This window comes from Micromonospora sp. URMC 106 (assembly GCF_051386395.1).
Taxonomy (GTDB): Bacteria; Actinomycetota; Actinomycetes; order Mycobacteriales; family Micromonosporaceae; genus Micromonospora.
In genome coordinates, this window is sequence record NZ_JBPQTP010000024.1 from 1 (window position 1) to 20121 (window position 20121).

General features: G+C 67.8%; 9 protein-coding genes and 1 tRNA gene. 4 read left to right on the forward strand and 6 right to left on the reverse strand.

Annotated elements, in window-relative coordinates:
* The first annotated feature begins 179 nt into the window (after positions 1–179).
* A tRNA-Lys gene (locus ACSNOB_RS10895) sits at positions 180–254 on the forward strand.
* Positions 255–543: 289 nt separating this feature from the next.
* Positions 544–1083: a hypothetical protein gene (locus tag ACSNOB_RS10900; protein WP_436686523.1), complete on the forward strand. Its 540-nt coding sequence runs from the start codon at positions 544–546 to the stop codon at positions 1081–1083.
* A gap of 658 nt (positions 1084–1741) precedes the next feature.
* Here the strand turns inward: ACSNOB_RS10900 and ACSNOB_RS10905 are convergent.
* The 3 genes from ACSNOB_RS10905 to ACSNOB_RS10915 all read right to left on the reverse strand — a co-directional run bounded on the left by ACSNOB_RS10905 (position 1742) and on the right by ACSNOB_RS10915 (position 6895).
* Positions 1742–3223 carry a tyrosine-type recombinase/integrase gene (locus ACSNOB_RS10905; RefSeq protein WP_436686524.1) on the reverse strand — a complete coding sequence of 494 codons (1482 nt, stop codon included), beginning with the start codon at positions 3221–3223 and terminating at the stop codon, positions 1742–1744.
* A 2-nt stretch (positions 3224–3225) separates the two neighbouring features.
* Positions 3226–3618 carry a helix-turn-helix domain-containing protein gene (locus ACSNOB_RS10910; protein ID WP_436686525.1) on the reverse strand — a complete coding sequence of 131 codons (393 nt, stop codon included), beginning with the start codon at positions 3616–3618 and terminating at the stop codon, positions 3226–3228.
* A gap of 2728 nt (positions 3619–6346) precedes the next feature.
* Positions 6347–6895 (reverse strand): IS1096 element passenger TnpR family protein, encoded by a 549-nt coding sequence (locus ACSNOB_RS10915; protein ID WP_436686526.1) that lies wholly within the window; start codon positions 6893–6895, stop codon positions 6347–6349.
* A gap of 1515 nt (positions 6896–8410) precedes the next feature.
* Here ACSNOB_RS10915 and ACSNOB_RS10920 point away from each other — a divergent pair.
* Together ACSNOB_RS10920 and ACSNOB_RS10925 are read left to right on the forward strand one after the other, a co-directional pair.
* Complete coding sequence (locus ACSNOB_RS10920) at positions 8411–8686, forward strand: hypothetical protein (RefSeq protein WP_436686527.1); 276 nt, start codon at positions 8411–8413, stop codon at positions 8684–8686.
* 188 nt (positions 8687–8874) lie between these two features.
* On the forward strand, positions 8875–13110 hold the full coding sequence (locus tag ACSNOB_RS10925; RefSeq protein ID WP_436686529.1) for a response regulator: 4236 nt from the start codon (positions 8875–8877) through the stop codon (positions 13108–13110).
* 38 nt (positions 13111–13148) lie between these two features.
* Here ACSNOB_RS10925 and ACSNOB_RS10930 read toward each other — a convergent pair whose 3' ends face one another.
* The 3 genes from ACSNOB_RS10930 to ACSNOB_RS10940 all read right to left on the reverse strand — a co-directional run bounded on the left by ACSNOB_RS10930 (position 13149) and on the right by ACSNOB_RS10940 (position 20083).
* A complete protein-coding gene (locus ACSNOB_RS10930) occupies positions 13149–14993 on the reverse strand; it encodes a hypothetical protein (protein ID WP_436686531.1) in 1845 nt (614 codons plus the stop codon).
* 204 nt (positions 14994–15197) lie between these two features.
* The gene (locus ACSNOB_RS10935; protein WP_436686533.1) at positions 15198–16034 is read right to left on the reverse strand and encodes a hypothetical protein; all 837 of its coding nucleotides are present in this window, start codon (positions 16032–16034) and stop codon (positions 15198–15200) included.
* Complete coding sequence (locus ACSNOB_RS10940) at positions 16034–20083, reverse strand: AAA domain-containing protein (RefSeq protein ID WP_436686535.1); 4050 nt, start codon at positions 20081–20083, stop codon at positions 16034–16036. The genes ACSNOB_RS10935 and ACSNOB_RS10940 overlap by 1 nt, the downstream gene beginning before the upstream one ends.
* Between the last annotated feature and the right edge of the window lie 38 nt (positions 20084–20121).

The window sequence follows — 20121 nt, forward strand, 5'->3', positions numbered from 1 at the left end:
GGCACTCAACGACGCCATCCGCCGCGGCAACAACCGGCTCATCGACTTCAACCCCGCAGCCCAAGGCCACCACCACGAGCAGGACACCTGACCCCGCCCACGACGTATCCGCGAAGATCCAGATACGCGAGCGAGCGCGCACGCCAGGCCTGCACGCGTCGGGTAACCTGTGGGCCTGCGGGCCGTTAGCTCAATGGCAGAGCTGAGGACTTTTAATCCTTAGGTTCTGGGTTCGAGTCCCAGGCGGCCCACCACGGAAACCCCTGGCCAGCCTCGATGTCGGAGACCCGGACGAACCGCGGCACGATTCGGGCCAACGCTGCCAGTCTGTACTGAGTCCGCAGCAGCACGAGCCGCCGCCCGGTCGGGCGCGGCGGCCGTGGGACCGCCGCGCCGTAGGACGAGTCAACGCCGGCCTTGGTGGGATGCGGCGCGGAGTGTGCGGGGCCGCCCCTCCAAGGTCAAGGGCGCTTCGCGTCGCTGCGCGAGGCTCTGCGGGCCTTTTAGCCTGGCGGTATGGTCACGAGGTCCAGAGACGGAAGCATGTGGCGCATCGGAACGAGCGCTGAGGTCGGGTGGATCGCCGATGGCACGTCCGTGGGCCGGACTATCACCGCCGCCATCCCGCCGGTTTTCGAGGCGTACGCCACGGTCGTCCTGCCCTATGGAGGCGAGGGACAGGACGAACATGACCGGGCCGTGCTCGCACTGCTCGGCGAGCAGTCGGCGAGCCAGCCGTGGTGGTTGGGGTATCTCGACACCGGCGCCGACGACGTCGTCTTCCCCGACGCGCCCAAAGTCACCTTGTATACGGGCTGGCACTACGTGCTGGTTGAGGCCGGGCCTGAGCAGGCTGCCACCTGGCGCCAGAACGGCGACTGGTCGTTCTGGAAGGGCGCCTTGCCTAACTTGATGTTCCCCACAGACCGTTCGTGGCTGGTTTCGACGCTTTGGGATGACGACTGGACCTGCATCGGCGGACCGGCCAGGCTGGTGGACAAGTTCCTGCGTCACTCTGGCTTGCAGGCCAGGACGGTTACTCTCGGCCAGGGCGCCACGCCACCCGGTCATCAGGCGCTGTAACTCCGCTTCTGAGCTGACCTGCCCGGGTATCCACGGGCCTATAAGCCCAGGTTCCCGCCGGCTTGGCGATCGCCTGGGCATTCGGGAGCCGACTGCGTCAACGGGTTGACAGCCTTGGCTCGCGTTCACGAGCAGGGCAGAGGGCCCTACTGCCAGGCCGGTTCGGATCGGAAGATGGTTTTCAGGCCATCCCGAACGCTACCGTGCTGTATGTCGGTTATTGATTTGGATGCGCCGCCGCGCAGCTCGCCGCCTCAGCGACACGTGCAACCTCGGTTTGTCATTGCCGTCGGCGTGGCGCTGGGCCTAACGTGCCTCACGGGCGAGCCGGCGGGACCCTTGCGGGTTGACCCAGTGTCGGTTTGCGGGTCTCCTGCGGCGCAACCAGATCAGGCGGCTACTCAGACAGCCATGAGGCGGAGCGTCGAATTCGTCATCGATCCTCAGACCGGCCGTATCGTTTCAGTGCGGTGCCGTACTCCTCAGATCGCTAGCTGGCGCTGACCCTTATGCGCCTCGGCCACCCGCCGCTTTCCCCCTGCTGCTGCCATCCTGTCTGCCGCCGACCCACCCACCGCGGAGCGGGCCTGGGTTTGTGGTTGGTACGTCGGGGCGGCTGCTCTTCGGCTGGCAGCCGCGACGTGGTGGGCGTTGTCGCCTACGCGGCTGGGCGGGGTCGGCGGCGGGGGAGGAGTTTGGCGGCGGCTTCGGCTTTGGCGCGTTCGACGTCGAGTTCGGCGATGACGGAGGTGTAGACGTCGGTCATGGCGATGGAGGAGTGGCCGAGGAGTTCCTGGATGTCTTTGAGGTCGGCGCCGGCGGCTTTGAGGTAGGTGGCGGCGCAGTGCCGGAGGTCGTGCAGCCGGATCGGGGGTAGTCCGGCGTCGCGGACGAGGGCTTCGAATCGGTCGGTGACGGTGTTGGGGTGCCAGGGCCGCCCGTCGGGTTGGACGAAGAACAGTCCGGTGTCGGGCCATGCGGCGCCGCAGGCGAGTTTCCACTGGGCGCGGCGGGTGTGGTGGGCGCGCAGGACGGTATGGGTGACGCTGGCCAGGGCCATGATCCGGTTGCCGGACTCGGACTTGACCTTCTTGATCACGGGTGTGTAGCCGTGGGTGGCGATCTGTTGGGTGACGCTGATCAGTGAGTTGTCGAGGTCGACGGCGGTGTCGGTGAGTCCGACGGCCTCACCGCGGCGCAGGCCCCGGTGCAGGATCAGCGTGAACAGTGGGTAGAGGGCGATGTCGTGCTCCTCGGCGTGGTCGAGGAACGCGCCGGCCTGCTGCGGGGTCCACACCATGACGGGGCTGGGCCGCTCACCGGTGTCGCGCCAGCGTTGTACGGCGTTGACGGTCCACACCCGGGCTTTGGGGCGTGCTCCGGAGGGCAGTTCGATGTGGGCTGCGGGGTTGAAGTCGATGAGCCGGTTGTTGCCGCGGCGGATGGCGTCGTTGAGTGCCTTGCGCAGGGTGGCTCGGATGCGGTGCATGCTGGCGGGGCTGGTGGTGCGCTGGCCGCGGACGGTGGCGCGGATCCAGGGCTTGTCGCTTTGTCGAGCGATCTCGATGGCGGTGTTGCGGTCGGCGATGGCGGTGAACATCGCCTCGATGTGTTCCACCCGCAGTTTCACCAGAGGGATGGCGCCGAGGTGCGGGACCAGGTGGGTGCGGATGTGTGACTCGTAGGCCAGCAGGGTGTTGGGTTGGATGCTGCGTAGGTTGCGGCGGGACGCCAGCCACGAGTGCAGGTATTCGCCGACGGTCGTGGTGACGGTGGCGGGCAGCCCGGCCCGGACTCGCCGGGCGATGGTGTCGCGGTCTGGTAGCGGGGCGCCGCAGGTGACGGCGAGGAGCATGTCGGCGATCTCTGCCGCGACAGCCGCGTCGTCGCAGGCGAGAGCGAGTAGGGCTTTGGCGTGGTCGCGGTCGGTGGTGGCGGCGTCGCGGGTGTCGAAGGTGCTGCGGCGCAGTTGCCGGCGCGGTCGGCCGGGGTGGGTGGGTAGTTCGAGTTGGTAGGCCCACCGGCCGTGGGTGGGGCTCCACGCCCCGCCCGAACGGCGTAGCTGGGGGCAGCGATTGCCGAGTTTACGGCCGTCGCTGTCGCGGCAGGAGCAGCGTTTGAAGACGGATCCTTCCGCCATGATCAGGTGTTCCCTTCGGTCGGGGGCGGCAGCCGGTGGCTGTGGATTCGGTACGGGGTGATCCACGCGTGCCTTCCGCCCGGAATCAAGTCGCCGTCGGGTGGTTCGGTCGAGTGCCCGGGGTCGTCGCCGGGCGGTAGGTGCAGGGCGTGGAGGATGGCCGCGACCGGCACCCGGTAGCGGCTGCCGAAACGCAGCACCGCGACCGGGAACTGGCCGCGCTTGGCCAGGTCGTAGGCGACCGACCGGGACAGCCCGAAGATCCGCGCTGCGGTGGTCAGGTCGGTGACCGGACCCAGGGCGCGAATCCGCTCCGTGGTCCATGTGTCGTCTGAGCCGTCCCCAGACGGGCGGGCAGGAGGTACGTGGCTGGAGTGGTGGTGAGGGGTGGTCATCGCGACGTGGTCCTTCCGATGATCGAGACAGGCAAGGGGAACATTCGCCGGGATGGGAGTGGGCGGTGACGGTGACGCGGCAGGCCAATCCGGCACCGCAGCGGACGCCGGTCGGGCATCGGCGCGCCACACGGGTGACCGGTGCCGACAGATCGCCCGCGATCGGGTCGGTCCGGGTTGGGCCGGAGTGGTACAGGCCGGCGGGTGGAGAGGATAGTGGTGGTGCAGGCGGTGCTCGCTGATCTGGATGTCGGCTCCGCGCCGCGCATGCCGTGCGCTGACATCCTTAAACCCGCGTTTGTGTGCTCTGGCGAACGCCTGTCCCACTCACAGCCGCTCACAGCGACTCACAGGGCTGCCTATCGGCCGCGTCGCCGGGGTACACGCCCGCGCCCGGTGGCTGACCGCCGGAGCCGGTGCCGGCCGCTGCGACAGTGGCGGCGGTCGATGAGAGGGGTGGGTGTCACGGTTCGCGCCGTTCGACACCGTGGCCACGGGAATGTCACCGTGGCGCGGACATCTCAGTCCGTCCATGACAGCGACAGCCTGCTGATGGCGCTCGGCTTGGTGGGGGGACACCGTGGCCGTCGGACACGTCGGCGCCACGGTGGACGCGGCCATGGGCTGGGTCGTTGACGTGGCTGTCCGCGTGGCCGCGGTTGGTGTCGCGCTGGTATGGCCAGCGTCGGCGCGAAGGCGTAGATGTGGCCAGCCCACGGCGCCGGGTGCCCGTGGCACGTGCCCGCGAGAGTGTCCCAGCCCTGCTCAGTGCCCCTGTCGGACATTCTGTCAACGACTTACATCGATGACGTGGTCAGCGTCCCGGACGCCGGTCGGAGCGTGCTGGCCAGCGCCGTGGCCGCTGGCGGGCGGCGTCGCAGACGCGGGTGGCGTGGCCATCTTGAAGCCACGTCGGCGCACTTCGGTATCAATTGACATCGACGAATGGACAATGGTTGTTGTCACGCGCCTGTCCGGATACGCGGCCGGTGTCGCCGTCCCTCGCGGCATCTCGGCCATGGCCAGCGTCCGCCGTGCGGTCACGCCGTGTCCATCGACAAGCCTCGTTGACATCGCGGGTGGCGTGACACGCGTCCGGTTGCGCCTCGGGGCGGGCGTGTCCTGCCGCCGCAGAATGACGTCCGGCGTAAGGGCAAAACGCCGACACCGTGCCCCGGCGAGCGCGGCAGAGCCATCATGATCGAGATCCGGCGTGGGCCCGCGGGCGCCGCTGCCACCTCCGGGGCCTGCCAGCCTCGTCGCCACCCGCCCAAGCCGACTGTGAGCGCCTGTGAGCCGGTGTGAGTCGCTGGGAGCGCCGGCGGCCTGAACGTCCCCCAGATTCCCCGTCGTTCACCCGGGTGCGTGGGCCACTCGTTCTCGTAGCCCCTGCTCAGAACGCCGACCGAGGATCCGCCTGGCCGCTGGCCCGCCCGGTGCGAACGAAGCGCTGTGAGTGGTTGTGAGTTCCGCAGGCGTTCGCCAGAGCACACAAATGACGGTTTACACATGGGAGCAGTAGGGGCGTGGTGCGTTGTTCGCCGGTGCCTGCGGCCTGGGGCCTGTGGCCGCCTCGATGAGGCGCGCCGCCCGCTCGTTTTGGGTCTTCCGTGACGTCTTCCCCTGGGGTTTCACCGCGCCTTCACCACCGCTCACGACCATCGCAGCCTCGTCCAGCGCCGGATGCGGCTGTCAGCGCAGCACACTGCCGGTGACCGTCCCGCGTCACCGGCGGTGACAATTCCAGACTCCCTGCACAGCAGGGAGTCTCCTTCTGCTACTCCCCCAGGGAGCCTGCCGACGTTCCATGGCGGCGGGCTCAAGATCGTCCCTCATGGCGGCCAATGATCAGGCTGAACGTCCCAGTGGACCGGCCCGATTTCAACCGGCGGCGGGCGCGGCCGCCATGACGGCGACGTTCGCCAGACGCCGCCGTGAAGGTGACTGGCGCAAGGCGTTGACTTTCCGTCGCGCCAGAGCAATGGTCGAAGACCACCCACTCTTAGATGATCAGCAACAAACTCCCTGCCCGCCCGCAGCTCGGCGTTGACCGCGTCGCCTCGCCCACCCGCCCTCGTGGCCGGTCGGCCGGTTGCCGCCCTCGCCACCACGCTGCCACGGTCGGACCCGGAGCCCTCATCAGGAACTTGGTGATCCTTCCAGTCGCGATGAGGTGACCAATGCATCCACCTCCGTCGGTGCGGTGGCCCACCGCTTGCCGAACGTGGACGCCGTCGACGTTGGTCTGGATGACTGGCCGCCTTCGGCGCCCGCTACCTGAAGTCACGGATGAACCACCCGCGGGAATGCAGTCCAATGCCGATCGGGCCCGCAGCGCAGATCCTCAGGAGAGTTGACCCATCCGTCTTCGGCGCGGACAGCAACGCTACGGAGGTTGCCCGCACCACTGGTGCCCGAAGCTGCCCCGGGCACCAGGAACGGCCCGGCGCGCCATCGGGGGTCCTGCCCGTCGCCGATCACGTGCCCGAGCGCCCGTCCGCAGAGCGGACAGGCCGGCCTCACGCTCCTCACTCGGACCTGGACAACCGCCTGTCGCCGGGCGCCCCGGGCCGGGGCAGGCTATCAGAGCCTGGCCGGCGAACAGGCTGCCCTTACCTCTTCCCGCCGTTCATCTCGTTGATCAAAAGCCCCGTCGCCCGGCATTCGCCCCGTGCGCGCGGACAGGTGAACCCGCGACGGTGCGTGCCGTCCGACGACTTCGGGACCGCTACTGTCCGCGTTGGCGGGGTCCCCACCACGGCAGCAGCGGTGGAAGTTCAGCAAGCGGTCGCCGCGGCGGTTTCGGCGGCGGTGCCTCGCCGTCGTCGCCGTCCCAACGCCGCCCGTACTGATCGGGCAGGTCACCCCACCCGAAGTAGGGCATCGGCTCGCTGGGCAGACCGCCGAGCGTCTCCAGCGGGTCGATGCGGGACTCGGCGACCGTGCATAGGTGCGCCCAGTCGTCACCGAAGTCGAACACGTACGCGAACTGCTCGCCGCCACCCAGGCGACTCAGCTTGGTTCGGTCGCTGTCGATGCTGCCCTCGGGTGCCTCGCCGTCCCACAGCTCATGCGGCGTGATCTGGGTTTGGTCGGCCAGCGTGAACATGTGCATGTGGGCCAGGTCCCAGCGGGCGAACGCCAGGTCGATCGCGTCAGCGAGCTGGGCGAAGGTATGCGACCGGCTCGCCGCGAAGACCCTGCCCGGCCGAGGCCACAGGTCGACGCCGCGACCGGAGACCAACTCGACCCGGACGGACAGCCAGGTACGCGCCACCGCTCACCCTCCCACCGACAACCGCCGCCATCACCCGCCTGAACACTACGAAACGCCACCGGTGCCGACCTCGGCTACGGCCGTCTCCCGGGGGCGGGCCTGGGTGATCACCGGACGTCCCATCGGCAGACGCACGACCTGCCAGGCACCCGGCGGCGCGGACGACAGGCCGATGTCAGATCAGGCTGTGGCCCGCACAAGCGCCACCGACGGCGGGAGCGACGCGTCGGCGTGGGGCGTCGCCAGCCTGACAAGCCCTCTGCCGTACCAGCCCGCGCGGCGTTTCGGCGGCAAGCGCCACCGGACCATGCCGTCGGCGATCGAGGGACTGCCCGAACCGCAGCCACGGCCCCTCCTTGCATGAACGACCAGTGGGTTCTTTTGCCACGCGTACCTCTACGCCGCCAGCCCGGGCTAGCCGCTCAAGCGAGACGACTTGACCTTCCGTCAAAGACGAGCGTCGATCGTGTCCGTTGTCCGTCCGCCTCGCAGCTGCAGACGACATAACCCATCGACGAGAGGACTCCGCCATGCCTCGTGAACGCCTCAGCCTGCTCGCTGTGATGCCCGATGATGTGACCGACCCGCTCCTGTGGCGGCTCGCCCTTGATGTGATCGGCGCGCACCAGCCCGACAACCGCGGCGACTGCCACAACCTGCAGTGCGTCAACCAGCGCGGCATGTGCGACGCCGCCCGCACCGCCCGCCGAGCCATGGGCCTGGCCCGCCCAGCGCGGCCAACCGCTACCCCGGCCCCGACCCAGCGAGCGCATGGACACGCCGCCGTGGCCGCACCCAGGTCGTCGGCGTTTCGCGGCTGGTTCACCACCTCACCCGCGCAGCCACTGGCGTCCCCACTCCGGCGGGAATCTCGCAGGCCCGTACCTCTGGCGGCCGCAGCCGCATAAACCGACTTGACGACTCGATCAACGGCCTCGTCTGCTCTGCGGTGGGCGCGTCAGCGTGCCTGCAGCCGAGTCCGCGTCACCTGCGGGACAGCGAACAGCCTCCCGGGCGGACGGGCGGGCGGCAGGCGGCAGGGCGCCCAGAATGACAATTATGGGTACCAGCCAGACCGGCAGATGCGCCAGCGTCGCTCGGCCTGCTGTAAGCAGCTCGGGTGGAACGCCTACAACCGGGCGCGGATTTAAGCTGTGCCCGCCGTGACGCCTGAGGACTCGGCTTGCGGACGTTGAGATACCTCCTCTGTGTTTTCTTCCGAGCCAGCCTTCTGTTGTACGCCGTGTTGGATTGATAAGCCGCACGACGCAGTTGGCTGGTGGACCCGTTCTGATGACCAGTCGTGGGGTCGAGCCGCGCTGTAGCACTGCCGCTTGCCCTTCCGGAGGTTCGAAGCTGGATCACCGGGCCGTTCGGCGGCGGGCGATAGCAGCCGGCGATGAAGGACCTCCGGCTCGCCGTCGCCAGGTGCGGCCCGCCTCTGCCGACTGAATTGGGCCAAGACCTCGTTGACGTGAACGATCAGTCCCAACGGCTCATCGCCATCGTCTTGCAATGGGGAAAGTCGACGACGCGGTGAGCGGGTGGTTGGCGGGGGCGCCTGCGCCCAAGGCGACGGTAGAGAAGCTGCTGACCCGGCTCACGAAGCCAGCGGTGGCGGTGGCGGCCTGGCGCGACCTGGTGTATGACTGCCAGACGGGCGGAATCGCTGCCGACGGCCTCGGCAGCCGCCGCGACTTGTTCCGCTCTTTGCTGTCCATTGCCCAGGTCAGCCTCCGCACCACCGGGCGGACCTGGCTGACGTGCTCCACGACGGCGCTGCCTTCGTGACCGAGGCCCGTGTTCGTTTCGGTGACCTCGACCGGGACGACGTTACAACGTGCCCGGGTCATGGGCAGCGTCGATGTCGAGCGGGTGCGCTGGTATAGGGCGGACTGGCTTGCTGGCGGGCACGACGGGCCGGAAACCACTGTTGACCGTCCCTTGTGCAAGGTCCCAGGGTTAGAGTTGCCCGACCTTTGCGCTACCTGGAGGACACCGCCGGTATGTCCCGACCCGCCCTCGCCTCCCTTCCCGATCCGGCCCTGGCATCGGATGATGTGCCGCTCAGTGACTCGCTTGTCGCCGAACTCGCCAAGCGAGGCTGGCGAGTCGGCGACGACCCGCTGCGGGAGCGCTGGTTGCGGCTAGCGGCCTGTCACTCCACTTTCCTGTACGAGTTCAGCCGGTCGCCGATCTCGGTTTCCGCGCTGGCGGCACTGGGCAAGGTGGGCGCCGCCCATCTGGCGCTCGCGGTAGCCGACCTCGTCGTGGAGCACACTCGTCCAGCCAAGGTCAGCAGGCAGAACCAGGTCATCGCCCACATGCCCGGGCGGGTCGCCCAGCGGGTCGCTGGCAATCTGACCGTCGTCGAGTCGATGAACCTGGGCAAAGGCGAGGAGCCGAACCGGCGGAGCACGTCGCGTCTGGCCGAGGACGTCATGCACCAGGTTCTCGGTGTGGTGGTGCTCCTTGACGGCTACACCACTGTCAAGCGGCTGGTGGCGGACGTCTACGAGCAGGAACTCCCGCAGGTGCTCATGGACGGCGTCAACTGGTGGGGTGAGCTGACCCGCTCCGTGCCGGTTGAGCAGCTCACGGTTCAGGACTATCAGGAGGGCCCGGATCATCATCGAAGCTTCATTTTTGAATTCGTCGACGGCCGAGGCCGGCGGGGGCGCGGTGAGTCCTCGAGAAAAACCAGCGCGAAGGATCTGGCGGTCCAGGACTACCTGCGCAACACGGGCCTCTACGGCGACGTCATCGCGCGCCTCGGCGGGCGCTCGGTCTCGCGGCTCACCGAGGAGCCCCCTCACTACCCACCGGGGCGGGGTCTTTGGGAACGCACGGTCGCAGAACTGGCCACCAGGCTCCGGATCACTCGGGAACGCCGGGCCTTCCTGCAGCAAGCACTCACCCATAGGTCATGGGCCTACGAGAACCAGTCGTTGGTCCGTCAGGCCCGGCAGAACGACTACGAGCTTTTGGCAAACCACGGGTCCTACGTCATTAGGGCGGTGTCGGCTGCGGAGTTCACCCGCGACCTGCTACGCCGCACGCTCAAGCCCGGGCCTGAGGACGGCGCGATCCATTCGCTGCCGGAGCGCTGTTACGTCGACATGTTTGACCGGCTCGTGCCGGAATCGGCGGTGCTCCGCGGTCATGGTGAGGCGGAGTGCAAGCCCCGGATGAAGGCTGAGGTCTTTCAGGCGATCGTCTCGGTCGCCTGGCGCTTCGGGGAAGCGGGCCTGCCGGAGACGCTGCGAGGTTGGATACTCTGGGAGACTCTTGCTCAGGGACTCGACGAGCTGAGTCGGCTGCAGCGCCTCTGTGCCACCTTCGGCGGCGAGACCTCCTCCACCTATACGTCCGCCGGCCCGGCGCACGATTCCCGGTTCAGCGCGACCCTCACCGTCCGTATCGGCGAGCTCGAACTCGTTCGGACCGGCCCTCCGACGCCGGGGAAGAAAGAGACCACCCGGCTGGCCGCACAGCGCTTGTACCGACTCTTCACCCTTGGACCGGATCTTCCGGCCACCGTCGGGACAGACGGGGAACGGGAGGAGAGCATGCTGCTCCTGCTATGCCTGGCCCGACGCCTGCCGGTGCTGCGCGGCCGTGATCTCCGGCGCTGCATAGAGGACGGGGTTCTGGGGCTGGGACTGCTGGCCGCCTCGGACGGCGACCTCACCGACTTCCTCACCTGGGCGGAGGAGGTTGACTCGCTGACCGGCCCCCTGGACGACGAGGCCTTCGACCATCTGGTGACCGCCTACGGCAACGCTGTGAAGGCACGGCCGCGGCCGAAGCTGGAGCAGGCGTTGCGGGACCTGGCGGCCTGGGTGCGAAACCTCGACCCGGAAGGCAACGTCGTGGTTCGGAAGGCACCCCAGTGGGACCGCCTCCTGGCGGTGGCCAGCGCGCTACGGGCTGGCGCCGCCCGGGAGCGGAAGACGGTGGACGAGCTTGCCGGCTCCTGGCCGGTGTGGGGCCCTGAATCTGCGTCACTCCTCTCCGCGGTCGACGCAGCCGCCATCGGTGAACTGCTCCGAGAGTTCCCTGACAGGTCCGCCGGTACGGTCCGGATCCGGCGGCTTTCCCACGGGGTCCGGGTGGAAAGCGCCACCACGGCCCCGGACGCGGCCGACCGGGTCCGCACTCTGATCGACCTGCTCGCCGAGATGGCGCCGGGCCTCGGGGTCTTCGCCAGACCGGACACGCAGACGCTAAGCGCCACCTACGCCCCCGACACTGCCGACCGGTCCTTCACGGCGGCCGGCAAGCTCGCGGTTCACGGCTCCCAGGACCAAGACGGCGTCGAGATCTTGGCGAACGTCCTGCACCGGCTCAAGAACGAGTTGATCGGCATGGAGGACGTCGCGCAGAAGGCGGCGCTGGCCGGAGACCGGGTGACCCGCTTCCACCGGCTCGCCGATGTCGCCCGGCACCACGAGGCGGCCGTCCATCTGGCCGATCACCTGGACCGCACCAACCGAGCGTTGGCGGCTGCCGACGAGGAGACGGTGGAGTTCGGTCGCTGGCTCGATGAGTACTGCGCCGCCAAGGTCCTGGAGCTCAGGGACAGGGCGAACATACGCCTGATCGCGCCCGCGGAGTCCGGCCAGTGTGAGATCGCCCTCTCGCCGTCGCTGCTGCGAGGGGTTCTGGACAACCTCGTCAAGAACGCCGTCGAGGCGATGCCGGATGGCGGCCGGATCATCGTCGACTGGTACACCGAGCCGGGTCACGTATTCGTCGTCGTGCACGACGACGGCCCGGGGCTGCCCGACGAGATCCGCGAGATGTTCTGGCGGGACGAGACGGTGACCACCACCAAGGAGCACGGCTCGGGCATGGGGTTGTGGCTGGTCCGCATGGACCTGCGCCGACTGGGCGCCATGATCTCCGACGACCCCGCGGCAGACGGCCAACGCTGGATCATCGACCTGCCACGCGAGGAGGTGACGGGTCCCGACGCGTCCGACCGGGGACCAGTTCCGATGCCGCGGGCGGTGGTGGGTCCCCGCCGCATGGTCAGGGTGTTGCTCGTGGATGACCAGGAGAACGTCGCCCGGACGATGGCCGGGCACCTCGAGCCGATCGCCGCCCGAGTCGAGATCGCCTACGACGGCGAGAACGCCCTTACCAGGCTCGGCACCGGGCACTACGACGTCGTGGTCACCGATCTGCAGATGCCACCCGAACCCTGGGGCGGGTTGTGGCTGCTGAGGCGCATGCGGGAGGAGGGCCACCGGGTGCCGGTGGTGGTGCTCTCCGGCGAGGGGAGCTTCGACCAGGCGATCGAGGCCCTCAACGCGGGCGCCTTCAGGTATGTGACCAAGGCGGATGCGGCCGAGAAACTCGCCACCGTTGTCGAGGAGGCCTTGGCCGATCTACGCCGGCAAAGCCGTAGCGATCTGCAGCATCTGCCACTGCCGGTGGCGCTCGGCCTGCAGCGTTACGAGTCGGAGACGGTGGCCAACCTGCGGGTGCGGGCCGGCCATGCGGCGTTGGAGGACGCCCTCCGGTTCGTCGGCGCGGTCGGGCTCGGCGAACTCCTGGACGGCCACCCGGGCGCGCGGGTGCCCCGGCCGGTGCTGGCGCCCCACATGATGCTAGGCAAGTGGGTTGAGCTGCTGAGGGCGCTCGGCTCGCGGTTGGCGCAGGACTCGTATGCGGGGCAGGTCATCCGTAGTCTCGACTTGGACGCGCTCGCCGTCGTAAAGACCGGTCGCAACGTGGTCAGTCACCGCTCGGAGCGCCCCAACGACGAGGTGGCCCGCATGCTGGGCGAGGTCGACCCGCTGTTGGAGCAGTTCGCCACAGCTCTGCGTCACATCGTGGACCGCACCGTGATGATCGCCCAGTCCCTTCGATTTGATGGAAAACGGTACGCGGTTTCCTCGTTCCGGGTGACCGGCACCGGTCCGGTGCTGCCCAGTGCCGAATTGATCAGCAGCACGTCTCTCGTGGAAAACTCAGTCGGCCTGTACCGGCCCGGCACTGACACGTGGATCCCGATCGGCCCATGGATGACGGCCCGGCCCGGTAAGGCCCGGGGCGAGTGGCAGATCTCCGTCGTCGACGGTGTTACCCAGGGGCACCGGGGCCGGCCGGCGAAGTTGGCCTACCAGCCGTTCGGTGACGGCGAGAAGTGGGCGGCGGCAGCTGACGAGGACACCGACGAGCTGATCCGGCGGTCGGTCGCCCGATAGTGCTACCTCTGATCGAAACCGGGCCGCCGCCACTGCCGTCAGTTGGTCTGCCCGGTCGGCAGGTGCCGGCCGATGTAACCGACATAGATGCGGCCGCTCTGCGCCGTGTCGTCGTAGTAGTGCATCCGAGGACTGATCATCGCGAACTGAGCGATCTTGAAGTGGGCTCCCATGAATGTCTTACCAGTCGGATCGACGGTGGTTGGCACGGGCAGAACGCGCCTCCTCCAGAAGGCCGGGTTAGTGCGCACTTCCTCGCTCTCGTCGCGGGCGTGGCGTCGGGTTGGCCACTCGTGGCAGCCGTCCGGGGTGTGCTCAAGGAAGCCGTGCACGTCACGATCCCAGCGTCCGTCTGCTTTGGCAGTCGCATAGTCCTGAAGCACCAGCAACGCATCCCACGCCTTGGAGGCCCAGGAACCGAGGGTGTCTTTGCTGTCGAGGTCCGCGGCATGGTCAGGGTCGCCGGTGAACTCGACGTGCACGAGCTTCGGCAGCCATCGGAGCAACTCGCCGAAGCTGTCCGGTCGGGAGACGTCCTCCTCCGATGGCTGAGTCGTCCAGGCCACATCTGCCTGGCCCGTTGAGGCCAGCCGGTGACGTAGCGTCCGTACGGTCTCCTCCGACCGAGTGAGGAGATCAACTGCTTCCCGGTTTTCGAGTTGCTCGTCCTCCAATTGCCGGATGACGTCTCGGTATGCCGTCTGCATCTCATCGAGTTCGGTCTGAAGTTGTGCCAGTCGAGACGCGATATCCTCCTGAGCCTCCTGGGATGCTCTGCCGGTTTCGACCCAGTGCGCGATCTCGTCGACCCCGTCAACGGTTAGATCGTCGAGGCCTACCTTCATCTTCAGGTAGTCGAGCAGCATGCTCTGCTGCGCACCGATGTTGTCCTGGCGAGGTTCACTCCTCCGGGTCTCAAGGGCCGTCGCTCGGGGCTGCGACGGAACCAGCGATGCCGGTTTGAGACCGGCATCGCTGAGGCGATTCACCAGCATGTCGTCGGCGATGCGTTCCAGCATCCGGTGCACCCGCGCCACCGATGCTTGCAAGGGCTGTTCGAGAGCCTGGAGTTGAGCGTTGGAGGCAAGGACCCGGGCGAGCCGGTCATGCTCGCCGTCGTCGAGGATCCGCTCGGTGCCCAGCACTCTGTGCCGCAGCCCGTCGACGGCCGAGTCGGGCTGGACTTGCGAGCGATAGGAACGTAGCCGACCAGGCAAGACAGCGTGGGTATGGCCGACCCGGTCGTTCAGCAGCCGCGTGGCCTCACCGTCGAGCACGTAGCACGAGGCCATCCCCTTGGTGAACCGGGTCAACTTTGCAATCAGGTCCACCCACGGGCCCAGCGGCAACGAATCGTCGCCGCCAGCGACGAAGACGACGCCCCGCCGTTCCGTGTCGAGCAACGCTTGGTACACCTCGTCAACCTCGTCACCGCGGATGATCATCGGCCGCGTCGTCAAACGAGCGGCACCATCCCAGGCATCGATAACATCGAGAATCGGTGCGACAAAGCGCGGGGTGCCGGCTCGGCGGGGGCGGCTGCGCGAGTCCTCGCTGTCGGAGTCAGGAGACTCGATGTCGATCCAGGCCCATGCCGCACGCTCCTTCGCGTTGGGCATATGTGCGGTCAGCTGGGTGATCCACCGACCGTCCGGCTTCGTCTCGACAATCCGCACGCGAATCGACGCCGACCCGTCCTGCCCTTCGTGCTGCAGCAGCAGGGCCCGGACACTGTCGCCGATGGTCGTCCACCGGTTCTCCCGAAGCGCAGACGCATCCCAGCCCTTGGGGTCCGCGATCCACCGGTCCAGTTGTTCCCGCACCAGCGGTAGCAGATAGTTTCTTTTGTCACGGGTCGTGAAGACCGACCTGAATCCGAGCATTTGTGCCGTCCCGAGGGGTTCCCGGCGAGGGGCTCAGCCGAACGCGTTGCCGTACTCGCTCGATGTGGCGACTGCCTCCGCCCGCTACTCCCACGCTGCATCCGCAGCTAGATGTGGGAGTAGCGGCGGGGGCCGTGGCCACCATCTGGACAAGGAGTGAGTCAAATCGCTTGCTGCTGGTCAGAGGGGGTGAAGGACCCGGGATCAGGGTGCGGATTCCAGGTCATTGAGGAGGGCATGCACAGGGGCCCAACACATCCGGACGGTGTCCAGGTCGGGCACGAGCCCGTACTCGATCTGGTGCCGGGGGTGGACAAAATTGCGGTAGTCCCGGACCTTCTCCATGAAGTCCTTAGCGTCGGTCTGGATCCACTTCTGCCGATGCGCGTACTCGAGTAGGAGATGAAGGCCCGCGCGTTCGGCCGGAACCCGTCGGCCGTTCCGGCCGACCAGTCCACTCCTTCGCACCGTTTCGTCGCGATCAGTTACCACGACGTGCAGCAGCCCCTCTACGAAGCTACCGATGCCGATAATCGCCAGCGCATAGGCCCCGTTGTTCTGACAGATCGACGCCTCGTCGGCGCGCGCCATGAGGATTTCGACCGCCTTACTGTCCCCGGATAGTCGTCGCACCCGCTCGTGGAGGTCCGGCGGCGGCCCGTACAGGGGGACGTCACCGTTCTGGCTGAGCTGACCGAGCACGGGGCGCCCGCCGACGTAGGTGATAGTGAGCTGCTCGGGAGCCAGGATTCGGTTCAGCTCCTGTGCGATCGGCTCGGCGGCCTCGACGCCGCCGTCGTACTCCAGCGGATCACCGATGCGACAGAGCAGCCGGTCGAGTGCGGCGGCATCGTCGCCATGGGAACTGAGTACTTCTGTCAGCCAGGGGATCCGCGGAGAGCCGTCGTACTGCGGATCGCCGGGCCAACGTACCCGGTGCAGGAACCGCTCGACCTGCGTACCGGTCCGCTCGTAGGGACCATCGACGTCGCAGATCAGGCGAGCGACACGTTCCAGAGTGAGCAGGTCGAGAGCAACCATCAGGACACCTCTCGGTCGGCGCGCTGCTGCGCGATGTCGAGTGCTTCGGTCAGGCGCTGAAGAATGATTGAGCCCCGCTTACGGAAGCCGAGCTCGTTCATGGCCTCCTGGAGACGCTCATCTCGATCACGCTGGAGCTGGTCGCTCACCAACCAGGTGCAGATCTGTACCAGCTGTTCCCGGGTGTAGTCGGTGATCCGCAGACCGATCGGCACGTCGGGCCGCGGGCCACGGCGGGACGCTGGCGGGGACGGTGGCTGAACGGGCCGCCGTGCCGCCGGTACGGGGTAGCTCCTCGCGGCATGATCGGCGCGGTCGACCGCCTGCTTCCAGCGGGCCACGAGCCGGGCTGTCTGGCCCGCCGGATCCACGTACCAGTCGGTCGACCAGATCCGGTGGAACTCCCACCCCAGTCGCTCGAGGTGCTGCTGGCGCAGCCGGTCCCGGTCCCGGGCGCTGTGCGCCTGGTGGTACGAGTGACCGTCGGTCTCCACAGCGAGGACCATGCGGCCGGGCTGGTCTGGGTGGGCGAGGGCCAGGTCGATGCGGTAGCCGGAGACGCCCCACTGGGGCACGGCGTTGATGCCCTGCTGCTGGAGAGCCTTCAGGACGCTGCGTTCGAGGCCGTTGAGCTCGACCCCGGTGTGCTGCCGCGCGCCGAGGTCGCCGCCGAGGTCGACGAACTCCAGGTAGCGACGGAGCAGTTCGGGTCCGCGGTTCCGTGTCGCTGCGGTCTGGTTCGGGTCCATGTCGTGGTGGGAGAAGGCGCTCACCACGGTCATCCGGCTCCGCGCTCGGGTGACCGCGACGTTGAGGCGCCGCTCACCGCCCTCCTGGTTGAGCGGTCCGAAGCGCAGCGGAAGTCGACCGTCTCTGGTCTTGGCGTAGCCGATGCTCAGGATGATGGCGTCCCGCTCGTCGCCCTGGACGTTTTCCAGGCTCTTGATGAAGAACCGCTGGCTCGCGGCCTGGTCCTGGGAGAAGTAGTCGTCGAGGTGCTGATGCTCGCGGCGTCGGCTGCGCAGGGTCGCCTCGATCCGCAGGGCGTGCTTCTGGCCCATGGTGATGACGCCGAGGCTCTCGTGCGGTCGCTGCTCAGCATGCTCGAGAATCAGCTCAACCGCCCGGTTGACCTCCTCCGTTGATGAGCCGCTCTGACCGGGGGCGACACGGCCGTCCACCGTCTCCAAGCGCAGCGGACTGTCGACCTGCACGCCAGGGAACGTGACGAGGGACCGGTTGTAGATCTCGACGTTCGAGAACGCGATCAGGCGCTCGTCTCGGCTGCGGTAGTGCCAGGTCAAGCGGTACCGGTCCGAGATCAGGCCACCGAGGACGTCAAGAACGGACTCGTAGTCATCGAGGCTCTCGTCGCCGAGATCATCGTCCTCGCCGGCGGGGCTCTGCTGAACGAGGCGCCGGAAGAACGGCGTGGGTGGGAGCTGTTTCGGGTCGCCGGCCACGACGAGTTGGGTGCCACGCATGATCGAGGCGACGGCGTCGTGCGGCTCGATCTGGCTCGCCTCGTCAAAGATCACCACGTCGAACGACCGCTCGGGCGGCAGGATGCGGCTGACCACGAGGGGTGACATGGCCCAGCACGGGAACGCGGCGAGGAGCACCTCCGGTGCGCTGCTGAGCAGCTTCCGAAGAGATAGGTGCCGGCTCTTCTTGGCCGCCTCCCGCCGGACGAGGCCGTTCTGGTCGGGATGGGCGTCTCGGACCTTCCGCAGGTTCACTGCCACGTTGCGGCGCACGTGCCGAGCGGCCATCTCGATGTGCCGGCTGTCCGCGGCGCGGAAGTCCTGGACTACTGCGGCATGCTGCTGCCCGACGAACTGACCGAGGTACGGGACCCGCATGCGCATCTCGTCGAGGACCACCTGCAACCAGGATCGCAACAAGGTGTCGGCTGCCTCGTCGCTCGAGACCTGTCGGTTGGCCAGGTCATCGAGCATGTGGCTCAGTCCCAACGAGCGGAAGAGTTGCTGCTGTTTGTTCAGGTCGGGCATCAGGAACAACGTCTCGCGGTCGGCGTTCAACTCGGCGAGGGTGTTGGCGGCGGTGGTGGTCGGTCCGCGCTCGAGGCCGTCGATCCGGGCACATGTCGCCACCGCGGCGAGGTGGTTACGCACCTGCGTGAAGGACGACATGCACAGGTCGGCGCCCGCCAGAGCAGTGGGTGCGCTGTCCTGACGGCTGAGCTTCCGCCACCGCTCACGCTGGTCCACCGCGGCGACCAGGCCCTGGTACATCTCGGATCGCTTCCGGGGAGCGGCCGGACAGGTCCGCCGCAGCTCGCGGCGCAGTTGGAACCGACGGAAGATCCCGAGCGGCTCCGGCCGGCGCGGCCGGGATCGCCCTGGCGCTGTCGCGTAGACGAAGTCATCCAGATCCGGGCCGAAGACCTGCTCGCCGTAGCTGGCGATGGTGCGGTCGACCTCGCTGATCAGGTCGAACAGATCCGTCCAGGCAGCGAGGTCGTCCGGCACGTCCAAGCCCGCCCGGTCGACCAAGTCCCGGATCTGGCGCTGTGCGCCCTGCAGGGCACCGGCCGCGAGTCCGTCGAGATGCACCAGCACCTTTCCGACATCGTCTGGGGTGCGGATGGCGGCCTTCGCCCACGGCGACTCTCCGCGCCAGATCCTCAGGCCACCACGATCCACGAACGTCCGAAGGTCCTCCCGCGCGGACTCAAGCCTCGCCCGGTCGAGGTTCCGCAGCTCGGATGCGCGCAGGTTGTAGCCGCTGACGTCGCACGTCGGAAGCGCGAGTAGCTGCTCGATGACCTGAAAAGCGCTCACGCCCCAGGGTTGCCGTGCCTCGTGTAGCTCGGCCGGGTGCCGTTTCGCCGCGGCCCGGCGGCTGTGCAGGCGGCGATGTAATTCGTCGGTGTCGACGGGTGGTTCGGCGCCGGCCTGAGTGAGGACGTTGGCAATACGCTGGGCGACCTGCCGCTTGCTGATCTTGCGGTCGTGCAGGTCGAACACCAGGTTGTCGAGCCCGACGTCGCCAAGGCGGTTCATCACCGCTTCGATGGCAGCCCGCTTCTCGGAGACGAACAGCACGCTGCGGCCCATCGCGGCCATGTACGCAATGATGTTCGCGATCGTCTGGCTCTTACCCGTGCCGGGTGGACCCTCGATGACCACATGCCGGCCGGACAGCACCGCGTCGATCGCCGACTGCTGAGACGAGTCCGCGTCGTGGACCAGAAACTCCTTGGCCGGATCAATCCGATCGGCACTGGAGCTGGACCCCTGAGCTTGCTCAGTGCGCAGCTGTTGCCGAGCGTCGCGGTCGCCCGCCATTGCGCCTATCACCGGATGTGATGCGAGCAGCTCGGCCGAGTTGCGCAGGTCCTCGACCATGGGCAGCTTATCGAAGCTGAAGACGCCGGCAACCACCGCGGGCTCGAGCCGGAGGGACAGGCCGCTGGGAGCGACTGCCTCAGCGATCAGCTCGTAGGCGCTGCTCAGCTGCTGGTCCGGGTCAGCGATCTCGGACAACATCGCGCTCAGCTTCTCGCCGAGGGCGCTGATATCCGTCTCCACGCCGTACTGCCGCTCCAGCGCGTACAGAAGAACGGGGTTGATCTCAGGTGACTCCGACAGCTCTAGCGTGAAGTCGTTCTCGGTCGCCGTCCTGCTGTCCAACGCCAACTGCTGCAGGATCAGCGGCGCCCGCAGCGGCTGCATCGGCACGGACCCGCGGGTGTACGGACCGACCATGCAGAGCAGACCACGGGTCACCCAACCGGCCTGGATGCCCTGCTCCTCCTCCAGCTCGACCAGCTTCCGGCGGAGGCTGCGAGCAATGTTGCAGGCGGTGTTGTGCCGGTCCTGGTCCGGAAACAGCGTCCGCAGGCGAACCTTCTTCCCCCGGAGCAGATCGGTGACCGCGCCGGCAGCCGCATCGGCGAGATCGAGGGTGGTGGTCTGTCGCTCCTTGAAGTAAAGCAGCGTGTTGCGCGGGCCGAAGTCGATCAATTGGTCTGCCCACCGGCCGGCGGCCTGCTGGACGAGGTGGAGCACATCCGGTTGGGTCAACAGCATCTCGTCTCCAAGTCAGTCGACGTACACCAGTG